This window comes from Muricoccus vinaceus (genome assembly GCF_042433125.1).
In the GTDB taxonomy this organism is placed as follows: Bacteria; Pseudomonadota; Alphaproteobacteria; order Acetobacterales; family Acetobacteraceae; genus Roseomonas; species Roseomonas vinacea.
Window position 1 is genome coordinate 1 of the sequence record NZ_JBHLVZ010000085.1, and the last position, 13,572, is coordinate 13,572.

Genomic DNA, 13,572 nt, shown 5'->3' on the forward strand with positions numbered 1-13,572 from the left:
GAGCAGGTCGCCTCCATCACGCGCCGCTCCTGGGCACAGGTCAAAACCTGAGGCGCTTGGTATGACAAGGATGTGGTGCTCGTGCCGCGTTCTGATTTCTTGTGCCCGGGCCCATGGCCCGGGAAGCCGCGTGCCGTGTCAGCGAGCTGCGGGACGGCGAGGCCAAAGGCGCCTGTGTTGCGCGCCGGAGCAGCGGCCGCCCGGCGCCCCCGACGCCGGGGCGGGCGCGTTCCTCAGCGCTGCGCACCCCCATGGTGGGACAGGATCACGTTGCGAAGCTGCTCCACGATCAGCCTGTCCGTGCTCTGCATGCGCGCGAGGAGGCGCCGGGCCGGCGGCAGAAGTTCGGTCATGCCGAGCTCGGTCAGGTTTGTGATAACCTCCCGCTGAAGCGCGATCCGTGCCTTCTGGGCGCGCGCTCTGAGAAGGGCCTCCGCGCAGGACGTCGTGTCGGGATGCATGGCGCCTGCTCCGCTCGCTTGTCTTGCAGGGAGCACGAAGCGGCGCAGTGCCTCACTTAAGAAGGCTAAAAAGCCGGCAGGGCCGGTATCGTGAGGGCACGTTCAGCGTCCCTCCCGCCACTGGCTCGGCTGAGCCCGCAGCCCGGCGCGTGACGCAGACCCTGCCGGGCGTCCCCACCTTCCTTTCGCCTCGGGGAAAGCTGCTTCCCCGGGCCGCAACGAGATCCTCGCCCTTCATCATCGCCCGGAGCCAGGGGCGCGGAGGGGAACGCCTGCACTGCACGCGGATTCGCGAGTTTCGGGAACTCGGGCTGGTCCGGGCTGACCTGCCCTTGCTGCTTGTGATGTCTAGCGAGCAGGGCCGATAGCGGTGCTCCGTAGGGTCTGGCGGCCCTGCGCCACGTCGGGCGAGCCCGTTCAGCAGCTTCGCCGTCCCGGCCAGCCGCTCTGAAACAAGCGTGGCAACTGGAATGCAACAGTGTTGCAAAGCTCGAGTGAAGGGAGAATTACGGGAATTTCATCCTTATCCTCACGGTTTCGCGAGTTCTTCATTGATGATCTGCTGATCAAACGAAGTCAGGCCGTAATCGGGTCTTGGGTGAAGCAAGGGCAGGTTGGTAGCCCATGGCCGCCGGGCAAAAGACCCGTCCGGCCGCGGCGAACAGAGGACAGAGCACCCCAGGCATGCAGCAGATCGGAACGGGAAAGACGGAACTCGAGGACCTCTCCTTGTCTGGCTTCACGCTGGAGACGCATGGCCGCGCCTCCGCGGGGGAGTGGGTCAAGACCGCCGGTAGCGGTCAGGCCTCTGCCAGCTTCAACGGCGTGGCCGGAACCTACACCCTTTCCGTCGGCTACATGGATGAGAACGACGGCAGCGCGCCGATGTCGGTTTCGGTCAACGGGCGCGTCGTGAAGTCCTGGGTGGCCTCGGCCAACAACGACCAGAACCAGGTGCAGTCCGTGACCGTGGCGCTGGCCCAGGGCGACACGATCTCGGTCGGCGGCTCCGCCAACTGGGGCGAGGCCGCGCGCATGGACTGGGTCAACATCAGCCCCGCCGGCGCCGCTCCGGTGACGCCGCCCGCGCCGGCGCCCACGCCCGCGCCAGCGCCGGTTTCCTCCGCCGGCAAGATCGGCCTCGGCGTGACGGAGCTGGACACGCTCTCGCTCTCGGGCTTCACGGTGGAGGCGCATGGCCGCGCTTCCTCGGGCGAGTGGGTCAAGACCGCCGGAAACGGCAGCGCGACCGGCAAGTTCGAGGGCACCAGCGGCGCCTACAAGCTGACCGTCGGCTACATGGATGAGAACGACGGCAGCGCGCCGATGTCGGTCTCGGTCAACGGGCGCGTCGTGAAATCCTGGGTGGCCTCGGCCAACAACGACCAGAACCAGACCCAGTCGGTGAACCTTTCGCTGAACGCGGGCGACACCATCAGCGTCAACGGCACGGCCCATTGGGGTGAGGCCGCGCGCATGGACTGGCTGAAGGTCGAGGCCGCCGGCACCGCCGCCCCGGCCCCGGCCCCGGCGCCAACACCGGCCGCCCCCCCGCCGGTGGTCTCCGCGCCTTCCACGGGCGGCAGCACGGCGGTGCCCGACAGCGCCTTCGACCTGTTCGCCTTCGCCGGCCAGTCCAACTCGACCGGGCATTTCTTTGTGCGGCAGGGCGACAAGAGCGGAGGCCCGCTCGGCGAGAGCGTGTTCGAGAGCGCGGTTTCCAAGGCCCTCGGCGGCCCGGTGGACGCGATCAGCGTCGGCGTGTCCGGCAGCGGCTCCAACCAGTACGCGGATGGCAACCTGTTCTGGTGGGACATCAACGCCAACAAGCCCTCGGGCCTGCTGGTCAACGCCGTGAACCAGATCCAGCGCGCCGAGTCCGGCGGCAAGCAGCTCGACGGCCTGGTCTGGGCCCAGGGCGAGGATGACGCGCGCCAGGCCTATGGCAGCCAGAAGGACATCACCGTGGCCCGGCTCACTGAGTCCACCGAGAAGACCTTCGCTTATATCCGCGGCCAGCTCGGCGATCCCGACCTGCCGATCTTCCTGCAGGAACTCGGCACCTTTCCCAACGACGTGCCGACCGCGCAGTACGACGCGATCCGCGCGGCCCAGGCGCAGATCGTGGCCAAGGACCCCAACACCTTCCTCGGCGCCAGCACCACCGACCTCAACCGGCACAACGCCGACAACGTGCACTACAGCAACGCGGAATACGGCGTCATCGCCGGGCGCCTGGCCAGCAGCGTGTCCCAGGTGATCACCGCGCAGAACGGCGGCGGCAAGGCCGGCGCGGCCGACACCATCGTGCTGCGCGTGTCCGAGGACGCGTGGCAGGGGGATGCGCGCTTCACCGTGAAGGTGGACGGCGCGCAGGTCGGGGGCACTTACACCACGACCGCCTCCCATGCCGCGGGCCAGACCCAGGACATCGTGCTGAGCGGAAACTGGAGCGACGGCCGCCACAAGCTGAGCGTGGAGTTCCTCAACGACGGATGGGGCGGCACCGCGAGCACGGACCGCAACCTCTATGTCGAGGACATCTGGGCCAATGGCGCGGCGCAGTCGAACGACCAGGCGGCCCTGATGCACAACGGCACCGCCAGCTTCGACGTGATCATCGCCTGAGCACATCCACCGGCTGGCGCTGACCACCGCGCCGGCCGGTGGGCCTCGGCGGCCTCGCGCGAGGCCGCCGTCCGCAACCCCGCAGGGCCGGCGGCGTGCCCCCGGTCCTTTTCAAGCTGCCCCCGGGCATGCGGCGCGCGGCGGAGACGCCGCAGCCTTCCGCACGCGCCGGACCCATGACGCTGACTTCAATCCGGGAGATTCCCCATGAGCAAGCCGCGCGTCTTCGTCACCACCGACATCGGCGGGTACGACAACGACGACGACCAATCCATGGTCCATCTGCTGCTCTACGCCGACAAGCTCGACATCAAGGGGCTCGGCGCCAGCGCGCCCGGCCCTGGCCGCGCCTCCGACATCCACCAGGTGATCGACGCCTACGCCAAGGACTTCGGAACGCTGCGCACGCATTCGGGTGACTACCCGACGCCGGAGGCCCTGCGCGCCATGGTCCATCAGGGCGCGGTGGACCACCAGCCCGCCGCCGGCTTCTCGAACGCCACCGCAGCCTCAAATTCCATTATCGCCAACGCGCGCGCGGGCAGCGAGGCGGATCCCCTCTATGTGCTCACCTGGGGCGCCATCGGCGACGTCGCCCAGGCCCTGCACGACGCGCCCGACATCGCTAGCAAGATCCGCATCATCTCCATCGGCGTCGACCAGCAGGACCCGAATGCCGGGCGCTACATGATGGAGAACTGGAAGGGCGAGGTCTGGTGGATCGACAACCAGACCAGCTTCCGCGGCATGTACGCGCCCGAGAACGGGATGAACGAGCCGCTCGCCGGCTGGGTGGGCCCGAACGCAAGCGGGCACGGCGCCCTGGGCAAGCACTTCGTCGAGCACAGCAAGGGGCTTCACTGGCAGTCCGGCGCCAGCGCCTCCAACCTCGGCATCAAGATGGGCGACACGCCCTCCCTCCTGTACCTGCTCGACCAGGCGGACAACAACAACCCGGCCGCCGACAGCTGGGGCGGCGACTTCGTGCAGACCGCGCCCCTCTACTGGACCGACAACCCCAGCGGCTCGCTGGCCTTCGGCAGCTACAAGGGCGCCCGCACCGTGGCCGAGGACCGCGGCGCCTTCATGGCCGACTTCGCCGCCCGGCTCGACCGCGCCAAGGCACCCGCCGCTGGCTCCGCGCCGGACCCCGAGGCCGGCCCGGTCCGGCCCGCGCCGGTCACGCCGCCCGCGCCGGCGCCGGTTCCCGTCCCCTCGGGCGACGGCATCGGTCTCGGCCTGACGGAGCTGGACACGCTGTCGCTCTCGGGCTTCACGCTGGAAACGCACGGCCGCGCCTCCTCGGGCGAGTGGCTCAAGACCGCGGGCACCGGCCGCGCCACCGGCAGCTTCGAGGGCCCCGACGGCACCTACAGGATGACGGTCGGGTTCATGGACGAGAACGACGGCAACTCGCCGATGTCGGTCTCGGTCAACGGAAAGGTCGTGTCGTCCTGGTCGGCCTCGGCCGATACCAACCAGGTCCGCACCCACTCCCTCACCCTGGCGCTCGATGCGGGCGACACGATCTCGGTCGGCGGCACCGCGCATTGGGGCGAGGCGGCGCGCATGGACTGGATCCGCATCGAGCCGACGGCCGGCGGCGGCGCCGCACCCACCCCTGCGCCCACTCCGGCACCCACCCCGGCGCCGGGATCCTCCTCCGGCAGCACCGACACGATCGTGGTGCGCGTTTCCGAGGATGCCTGGCACGGCGATGCCCTTTTCACCGTGAAGGTGGACGGCGTCCTGGTCGGGGGGGTGCGCACCGCCACCGCCTCCCGCGCCGCCGGGGAAACGCAGGACGTGGTGCTGACCGGCAACTGGACGGAGGGGCGCCACAAGCTGAGCGTGGACTTCCTCAACGACGCCTGGGGCGGCACTTCCACCACGGACCGGAACCTCTACGTCGAGGACATCCTGGTGAACGGGCAGGCGCAGTCCGGGGATCAGGCCGCGCTGCTGACCCACGGCACCGCCTCGTTCGACGTGCTCATCGCCTGAACCTCGAGGCGAGGGCCGCGTGGGGCCTGCCGGCCCCGCCTTCCCCGGGCGGCGCGTCGCTCGGGGAGGGTAAAGGGCGATGGCTCGCGCCACGGCCCCGCTGGACGGCTTCCCCAGGGTGGGTTCAAACTTCCCCCCAACGAGAGGGCCCATGGCCCAGGGGAGGACGGCATGGTCCATCGGCGCATCCTCATCGGCGGCCTGGCCGCCTTGCCGCTCGCGGCCACGGCGCAGGAGTCCTATCCGGCCCGGCCGATCACCATGCTCATCGGCTTCGCCCCGGGTGGGGGCACCGACATCGTGGCGCGCATGCTGTCGCCGCGCCTGCAGGAGGAGCTGGGCCAGCCCATCACGGTGGAGAACCGCCCCGGGGCCAGCGGCACCCTGGCCGCCGCCGCCGCCGCGCGGTCCCGCCCGGACGGCTACACGCTGGTCACCGGCACGGTCAGCACCCAGTGCACCGTGGCCCCCCTGATGCGCCCGCCGCCTTACGACCAGCTGCGGGACTTCACCCCGATCATGCTGGTGGGCACGCTGCCGCTGGTGGTGGTGGTGCGGGCGGACAGCCCCGCGCAGGACATCGCCGGCCTGTCCGCCCTGGCCCGCGCCAAGCCGGACGGGCTGAACTACGGCACCTCCGGCGTGGCGAGCCAGCAGCACCTGGCAAGCGAGCTTCTCGCGCAGAAGGCCGGCCTGCGGATGACCCACATCCCCTATCGCGGCACCGGTCAGTCCGTCACGGCGCTGATGGCCGGGGACGTGGACGTGAACATCGACACGCTGGCCACCTACCTTCCGCATATCCGGGCTGGGCGGATGCGGGCGCTGGCCACCACCCTGCCGGAGCGCGCGACGGCGCTGCCCGAGGTGCGGACGGTGCAGGAACAGGGCTTCGCGGGCTACGACATGTCCGTCTGGTACATGGTTCTGGGCCCGGCCGGCCTGCCGGCCGAGGTGGTGCGGCGCTGGGAGGCGGCGCTGGGCCGCACGATCGCCGATCCCTCCATCAACCGGAAGCTGGTGGAAAGCGGATATATCCCCGGCGGAGGAACGGCCGCCGAGGCAGCCGCCCTGGTGCGCCGCGATGCCGAGCGGCTGGGCGTTCTGGTGCAGGCGGCGGGCGTGCGGCTGGAATAACAGGGGCAGGCCGGCCTGCGAGGCGTCCGCCGCCGCGCGGCGCTGACCTCCGGCAAGGGCCGGCCCGAGCGCCACCGCGCTCTTCCATGCACCAGCGGGTTGTCCGTAAGGCGGTCTGGCGGCAGTCTTGCCGGGTGAGCGCCGGGTGAGCATCCGCCCGGCACGGCCCTGCGAGGGAGCGGCCCTGATGCGCTTGCTGCGGCACCCTGACCGCACCCGGCTTCTCCGCCGGCGTGGCCGCGCGCCGCGTCTTCCCGCCCTGCTGCTTCTCCTGGGCTTCCTGGTCCTGGAGCCCGGGCCCGGCCGAGCGCTGCCGGCCAGCCCTGCCCGCGGCACGCCCGCGGAAGCTCTGCCGCAGGCTGCGGCCATGGACCACGTCATCCCAGATCCCCAGCCGGTTCCAGCGGGTGGCCCGCCGCTCCGGCTGCAGGTCGTCGGTGGCCTGGCGGGCGTCAGCCAGTTCACGCGCCTGGAGGAGCCTTTCTGGACCCGCCGCCTGCCGGAGATCACGGGCGGGCGGGTCACGGCGGATGTGGCGCCCTTTGACCGCAGCGGGATCCGCGGCCCGGAGGCGCTGCGCCTGCTGCGCCTGGGCGTCACGCCCTTCAGCACGGCGCTGCTCGGCGTCGTCGCGGCGGAGGAGCCCGAGCTGTCCTCCCTGGGGCTGCCGGGCATCGCGCCGGACATGCCGGCCCTCAGGCGCATCCTCGCTGCCAACCGACCCTGGCTCGAGGCGACCCTGCGGGCGCGGCACGAGACGGAGCTTCTCGCCGTTTATGTCTATCCGGCGCAGGTGATCTTCTGCGCGCGGCCCTTCTCCGGTCTGATGGACCTGCGTGGCCGCCGCATCCGGACGGGCTCCGCCGCCCATTCGGAATGGGTGTCCGGCCTGGGTGCCATGCCGGTCGTGGCGCCGTTCGCGGAGATCGTGGCCTCCGTCCGCGCCGGAGTCGTGGACTGCGCCATCACCGGCACCCTGTCGGGGTGGCAGATCGGCCTGAACGAGGTCACCGGCCATGTGCATGGCATGGCGCTGGGCTGGGGGATTTCGGTGTTCGGCGCCAACCGCGTGGCCTGGGAAGCGCTGCCCACCGCCGTTCAGGAGGTGCTGCGGCACGAGCTGGCCTCGCTCGAGGTGCGCGTGTGGGAGGCCGCCGAGATCGAGACGGGGCAGGGCCTGTCCTGCAACACCGGGGAGGCGTCCTGCCCGGCCGAGCTGGCGGAAGCGGGCCGCGCGCCCGGCCGCATGACCCTGGTGCCGGTCACCCCGGAGGATGACGCGCTGCGCCGTCGCCTGGTGCGGGAGGTCGTGCTTCCCCGCTGGGTGGACCGCTGCGGCCCTGGATGCGCGGAAGGCTGGAACGAGCGGATCGGCGATGCGCTTGGCATCCCGGCGCCGGTGGAGCGCTAGGGCATGGCCGATCCCCGCGCCCTGCGGTTCTTCCGGCCGCGCTCGGCGGCGGGTGCCATCTTCCTGGGCACGGCCGCGCTGCTGGGCCTGGAGTTCACCACCGCATGGGAGATCGTGCAGCAGGGGCGGGCCACGGCGGAGGCCAACGCGCACGGCGCCGTGAGGGCGGCGGCGGAAGGGGCGGCCGCGACCATCAACCGCTCGTTCCTTTCGGTGGACAGCGCCCTGGCGGGCCTGCCGAACCTGCTCTCCGCCGCCCTGCCTGGAATCGGCGCGGAAGCCTCCCCGGCGGCGCGATCGGCCGCGCTGTCCCGGGTGCTGATCGGGCTGACCGACAGCGCCGTGGGCTTCCGCGACATCGTGCTGCTGCCGGCGGAAGGCGGCCCGCCGGTGGCCGCGGCCCTGCCGGGCTCACGGCGCAGGCCGCCTCCCGTTCCTCATGCCTTTCTGCTGGCGAGCGGCCCGGCCGGGGCTGCCGGACGCTCGGGGGTCACGGTCGCCGGCCCGGCGCCCAACCCCGCGACGGGGGAATGGGCCCTCTTCCTGTCCCGCCCCGTCGCGCTGCCGGGCCTGCCGCCGCTGCTGGCGGTGGCCGAGATGCCGGTGCCCGTGGTGGCCGCCGGCTTGGCCGCCCGCGGGCCCTGGGGCGACATGGAAGGCCTGCGCATCCTTCTGGTGCGGGGCGACGACCGGGTGCTGCTGGCCAGCGCGCCGCATGACGAGGCCCGCATCGGACGGCCCCTGCCCGGGCGCCTGGTGGAAGGAGTGGAGGGCGGGCGGTTCAGCGGGCTCCGGCGCACGCTCTACCCGGCCATGCAGGTGATCGCGGTGCAGGACATGCGCCCCGCCCTGGCGGGCTGGCAGGAGAACGAGCGGCGCATCCTGTTCGCGACCGGCGGGCTGGGACTGGTGACCGTCGCCATCGCCGCCCTGCTTCTGATCGTGCTGCGCCAGCGCAACCGCGCGGAAGCCGAGCGTGCGCAGGGGAGGCGGGTGCTCGAGGCCTCCATCGAGGCCATGTCCGACGGCTTCGTCATGTGGGACGAGCAGGACCGGCTGATCGTCTGCAACCGGCGCTACCGGGACTTCTACCGCGAAAGCGCCCCGGCCATCCGTCCTGGCGCCACGCTGGCCGAGATCATGCGCTACGGCGCCGAGCACGGGCAGTACCCGCAGGCCGGCCCGGACAAGGCCACCTTCGTGGCCGATGCCATGGCGCATTACCGGCACAGCTGGAACACCGCCCCGGTGGAGCGCCTGCTGCCCGACGGCCGCTGGATCCTGGTGACCGAGCGCAAGGTTCCCGGCGGCGGTTCGGTGGGCATCCGCACGGACATCACGCAGCAGAAGCGCGCCGCCGCCGACCTGGCCGCGGCGCGCGACGACGCCGCGGCGGCGGACGCGGCCAAGTCCCGCTTCCTGGCGCGGATGAGCCACGAGCTGCGCACGCCGCTCAACGGGGTGCTCGGCATGGCCCAGGCCCTGGCCTCCGACCCGGCGCTGCCCCCGGCCCAGCGCGAGCGGGCGGGCATGCTGGAGGCCGCGGGGCGGCACCTGCTCGGGGTCGCCAACGACGTGCTGGACCTGGCCCATGTCGAGGCCGGGCGCATTCCCCTGCGCAAGGCCCCGGTCGCGCTGGTGCCTCTGCTGGAATCCTCCACGGAGCTGATCCGACCCGCCGCCGCCGAAGCCGGGGTCACGGTCACGACCGATCATGACCCGTCCCTTCCGGGCGGCGCGCTGCTCGACGCCATGCGGGTGCGCCAGCTGGTGCTCAACCTGCTGTCCAACGCCGTGAAGTTCACGCCGCACGGCGGAAGCGTGCGGCTGCGCAGCCTTCGCGCGGGCGAGGGCCGCCTGCGCCTGGAGGTGCTGGACACCGGGCCCGGCGTGCCCCCCGGGCAGCGCGACAACGTTTTCCGGGACTTCGTCAGGCTGGAGCAGTCCGCGAACACCCGTCCCACCGAGGGCTTCGGCCTGGGCCTCGCCATCTCCAGCGGCATCGTGGAAGCGATGGATGGGCGGATCGGCGTGGACGACAATCCCGAGGCCCTGGCCAGGGGCTGCAGCGGCGCCCGTTTCTGGGTGGAGTTGCCGCTGACCGCCGCGGAGGTTCCCGGCCTTCCCGACGGCCCGCCGGCAGCGCCGGAGGGGCGCGCGCTCCGCGTGCTGGTGGTGGACGACGTGCAGACCAACCGCCTCGTCGCCTGCGCCCTGCTGGATCGGGCCGGGCACCGGGCCGAAACCGCGTGCGGCGGCGGGGAGGGGGTGGAGGCCGTGCTGCGCGCCGCCCGCGCCGGGGAGCCCTTCGACCTCGTGCTCATGGACCTTGCGATGCCTGGGATGGACGGGCTGGAGGCCACGCGCCGGCTGCGCGCCCTTTCACCCGCCGAAGGCGGAACGGTGCCGGTGGTGGCGCTGACCGCAGGCGTCTTCGACTCCGACAACGCCGCCTGCCTGGAGGCGGGGATGGACGGCTACCTGCCCAAGCCCGTGACGCTGGAGGCGCTGCAGACCGAGCTCGCGCGCTTCGCACCCGTCGCGCCACGCGTGCCGGCCCTGGGCTGAGTCGAGGCCGCGGCTGGAGGGGAGGGCGTCAGAAGCCCTCCGCCGCGACCTCCTCCGCGCGCCGCCAGACGCGAAGGAAGTTGCCCGCCCAGAGCGCCCCGATCGCCTGGCGGTCGTAGCCACGGCGGTGCAGCGCCTCCGTCAGCCCGCCGGTCTCGCCCGCGTGCATCCAGCCGCGGACGCCGCCGCCGCCATCGAAATCCGACGAAAGGCCGACATGGTCGAGCCCGATCCGGCGCACCGCGTGGTCCACATGGTCGGCGATGTCCTCCACGCTCGCGACGAAGCGCCCGTCCGGTCCGGGATCGCGCAGAAAGGCGGGAACGGCGGTGATCTGCACCAGCCCGCCGGAATCCCTCAGCGCGTCGAGCTGCGCGTCATCCAGGTTCCGCGGGTGGGCGCGCAGCGCGGCGCAGCAGGCATGGGTCGCGACGATCGGGGCGCGCGAACACTCCACCGCCTGCATCATCGAGGCCTTGGAGGCGTGGGAGACGTCCACCAGCATGCCCAGGCGGTTCATCTCCTCCACCGCCTGCCGCCCCAGCGCCGAGAGGCCGCCGTGCAGAACCGCGGGCTCCGGCCGGCCGTGGCGCGGGCGGGCGGCGTCGGCCAGGTCGTTGTGCCCGTCATGCGTCAGGGTGAGGTAGATCGCCCCCAGCCCGCGCCAGAGCGCGAGGCGGGACAGGTCGTGACCCATGGCGTTGCCGTTCTCCACCGCCAGCAGAACGGCGGTGGCACCGGCCGCATGGGCGGCCTCCAGCTCCGCCACGCGCGTCACGATGCGCCGGCCAGCGCCATGGGCGGTGTCGCGGATCGCGCGCAGCATCGCCTCCGCGCGGGCGCCGGCCTCCGCATGGTCCTCGGGGGTGCGGGGGCCCTGGGGGGTATAGGCGATGAACACCACCGCCTTCAGCCCGCCGGCCTTCATCCGGGCGAAGTCCACGTTGCGCTGCGTCTCGCCGCGCGGGTCCGGCGTGTTGGGCCAGGGGATGTCCACGTGGGTGTCGAGGGTCAGTGTTCCGGCATGGATCTCCGCATGGCCGGCGGCCTCGGCGTCGGTGGCGGCGGCGATCCCAGCGGACGTCATGTCAGCGGGGGTCATGTCGATCGGGGTCATGGCGGCAGGCCTCAGGCGGTACGGTCGGTGTCGGTGCGGGCTTCGGCGATGCGGGAGACGGTCTCTGCCAGCGCATCCGGGTGCAGCCAGCGGAACACGGCGACGATGCGGCTGGCGGGCTCGATCCAGATGGTGTTTCCACCTGCGCCCACCGCGACAAGGCTGTTGCGGTCGGCCGCCGGGAAGCGGCCGCTGCGGTTCAGCCACCAGAGCAGGCCGTAATCCGGGTGCAGCGCCACCGGCTCGCCCGAGGCCGCCACCCATCCCTCCGGCAGGATGCGCCGGCCGTCCCAGGTGCCGTCGTTCAGCATCAGCAGGCCGAGCCGCGCCTGGTCCTCGGCATGGGTGACGATGCCGCCGCCCCAGTGCCCGCCCCCGGGCACGGACACGACCGGCTCCCCGCCGATATCCACCACGGAGGTGCGGTAGCCCTCCCAGCGCCAGTCGGGGGAAGCGCCGATGGGCTCCATCACCCGCTCCTGCCAGATGTCCGGCAGGGCGCGGCCGAAGCGGCGCAGCAGGGCGAGGGAAAGGACGTTCACGCGGACATCGTTGTATTCCCAGTGCGCGCCGGGGGCGGCGAGGGGACGCGGCCAGCCCTTCGGCTTCTTGCCCTCGCTGGCGAGGTCCCGCCCGCGGTCGATCCGGTCCTCCTTGCCGAACAGCGTCCCTTCCCACTCGCTGGTCTGCTGCAGCAGCATCCGCCAGGTGATGGCGCCGTCGCGCGGGCCGTCGAAGGCCGGGTCGTCCACGCTGGCCGAAACCGGTGCGTCGAGGTCGGGGATGAGCCCGTCGCCGTGCGCGATGCCGGCCAGCACCGAGAGGCAGGACTTGGCCACCGAGAAGGTCATGTCGGGCTGCCGCGTGTTCCCCCAGCGGGCGGCCAGCACGCCGTCGCGCAGGATGAGGCCGTTGGGCGCGCCGCGCGCCTGCACGGGGCCCAGCACCTCGTTGTCGGGCGCGGCCTCGAAGTGGCCGCCCTCCAGATGGGCGAGGAGGTCGCGCGGAAATGGCGTTTCGCGGGAGGCGGCGAAGGCGACGGCCTCGCTCAGCGTCGCGGGATCGAAGCCGAGCGCTTCGGGCGCGGCCTCGGGGAAGGGGGCGGGGTGGGGTGCGGGAAAGGTCATCGGGGCGCAAACTGAACCCATGCGGGCGCGAGGGCAAAGGGGCGCGCGGGCGCCGGGCCTCCCTTGGTGGCGGCGGGGCGAATCACCACATTGGCGTCATGACCCAGACCCCCTCCGCCCCCCCTGCCGGCACCGAGATCGCGCTTCTCGGCGGCGGCTGCTTCTGGTGCCTCGACGCCGTCTACCGCAACCTCACCGGCGTGTCCGAGGTGGTGTCCGGCTATGCCGGCGGCCACGTGGACAATCCCTCCTACGAGCAGGTCTGCGGCAAGAACACCGGCCATGCCGAGGTGGTGCGCGTGGCCTTCGACCCGGAGGTGGTGTCCTTCGCCGACATCCTCCGCGTCTTCTTCACCATCCACGACCCCACCACCAAGGACCGCCAGGGCGCCGATGTGGGCCCGCAATACCGCAGCGCCATCTTCTTCGAGAGCCCCGCGCAGGAGGCCACCGCGCGCGAGGTGATGGCCGAGGTCGAGCGCGAGGGCCTTTATTCCGGGAAGATCGTCACCGAACTGGCCCCGGCCCCGCGCTTCTGGCCGGCCGAGGCCGAGCACCAGGACTATTTCAACCGCAACCCCTGGTCCGGCTACTGCCGCGCCGTGGTGGCACCCAAGGTGGCCAAGTTCCGCAAGGGCTTCGCCCATCGCCTGAAGGAGCGCGCGGCATGAGCGACGAGGAATACCAGGTCCAGCGCAGCGAGGCCGAGTGGCGGGCGAGCCTTTCGCCCGAGGCCTTCAAGGTCCTGCGCAAGCACGGCACCGAGCGCGCCGGCACCAGCCCGCTGAATGCCGAGAAGCGGGATGGCGTGTTCCACTGCGCGGGCTGCCAGTCCCCGCTCTTCACGAGCGACACGAAGTACGAGAGCGGCACGGGCTGGCCCTCCTTCTGGAAGCCGATCGAGGGGGCGATCCGGACCAGGACCGACCGCGCCTTCTTCATGACGCGCACCGAGGTTCACTGCGCCACCTGCGGCGGGCACCTCGGCCACGTCTTCCCCGACGGGCCCCGCCCGACGGGTGAGCGCTACTGCATGAACGGGGTCTCCCTCGACTTCCACTCCAGGGACGAGGACGGCCCGGCGGTGGAGTGAGGAGGCGGGGCGGGCTGCCGGCCGCC

At 72.1% G+C, this 13,572-nt stretch carries 10 protein-coding genes; 7 read left to right on the top strand and 3 right to left on the bottom strand.

From position 1 onward, the window contains the following. Positions 1-233: 233 nt before the first annotated feature. Positions 234-461, bottom strand: coding sequence for a hypothetical protein (locus ACFFIC_RS25610; RefSeq protein WP_377055754.1), 228 nt, complete (start codon positions 459-461; stop codon positions 234-236). A 684-nt stretch (positions 462-1,145) separates the two neighbouring features. Here ACFFIC_RS25610 and ACFFIC_RS25615 point away from each other — a divergent pair. The 5 genes from ACFFIC_RS25615 to ACFFIC_RS25635 all read left to right on the top strand — a co-directional run bounded on the left by ACFFIC_RS25615 (position 1,146) and on the right by ACFFIC_RS25635 (position 10,209). Next, positions 1,146-3,089, top strand: a complete 1,944-nt coding sequence (locus ACFFIC_RS25615) for a carbohydrate-binding domain-containing protein (RefSeq protein ID WP_377055756.1) — start codon at positions 1,146-1,148, stop codon at positions 3,087-3,089. 207 nt (positions 3,090-3,296) lie between these two features. Then, positions 3,297-5,093 carry a nucleoside hydrolase-like domain-containing protein gene (locus ACFFIC_RS25620; protein WP_377055758.1) on the top strand — a complete coding sequence of 599 codons (1,797 nt, stop codon included), beginning with the start codon at positions 3,297-3,299 and terminating at the stop codon, positions 5,091-5,093. Between the two features lie 171 nt (positions 5,094-5,264). Then, a complete protein-coding gene (locus ACFFIC_RS25625; RefSeq protein WP_377055760.1) occupies positions 5,265-6,230 on the top strand; it encodes a Bug family tripartite tricarboxylate transporter substrate binding protein in 966 nt (321 codons plus the stop codon). Positions 6,231-6,417: 187 nt separating this feature from the next. After that, a complete protein-coding gene (locus ACFFIC_RS25630; RefSeq protein ID WP_377055762.1) occupies positions 6,418-7,641 on the top strand; it encodes a TRAP transporter substrate-binding protein in 1,224 nt (407 codons plus the stop codon). 3 nt (positions 7,642-7,644) lie between these two features. Continuing rightward, positions 7,645-10,209 carry a hybrid sensor histidine kinase/response regulator gene (locus ACFFIC_RS25635; protein ID WP_377055764.1) on the top strand — a complete coding sequence of 855 codons (2,565 nt, stop codon included), beginning with the start codon at positions 7,645-7,647 and terminating at the stop codon, positions 10,207-10,209. 28 nt (positions 10,210-10,237) lie between these two features. Here the strand turns inward: ACFFIC_RS25635 and ACFFIC_RS25640 are convergent, their stop codons facing one another. Further along, positions 10,238-11,326: a dipeptidase gene (locus ACFFIC_RS25640; RefSeq protein WP_377055766.1), complete on the bottom strand. Its 1,089-nt coding sequence runs from the start codon at positions 11,324-11,326 to the stop codon at positions 10,238-10,240. A gap of 11 nt (positions 11,327-11,337) precedes the next feature. Next, the gene (locus tag ACFFIC_RS25645; protein ID WP_377055768.1) at positions 11,338-12,453 is read right to left on the bottom strand and encodes a serine hydrolase domain-containing protein; all 1,116 of its coding nucleotides are present in this window, start codon (positions 12,451-12,453) and stop codon (positions 11,338-11,340) included. 98 nt (positions 12,454-12,551) lie between these two features. On the opposite strand from ACFFIC_RS25645, the gene msrA reads away from it, so the two are divergent. Together msrA and msrB are read left to right on the top strand one after the other, a co-directional pair. Further along, complete coding sequence (gene msrA / locus ACFFIC_RS25650) at positions 12,552-13,124, top strand: peptide-methionine (S)-S-oxide reductase MsrA (protein ID WP_377055770.1); 573 nt, start codon at positions 12,552-12,554, stop codon at positions 13,122-13,124. After that, complete coding sequence (gene msrB, locus ACFFIC_RS25655) at positions 13,121-13,546, top strand: peptide-methionine (R)-S-oxide reductase MsrB (RefSeq protein ID WP_377055772.1); 426 nt, start codon at positions 13,121-13,123, stop codon at positions 13,544-13,546. Before msrA ends, msrB begins: the two co-directional genes overlap by 4 nt. The last annotated feature ends 26 nt before the right edge of the window (positions 13,547-13,572 follow it).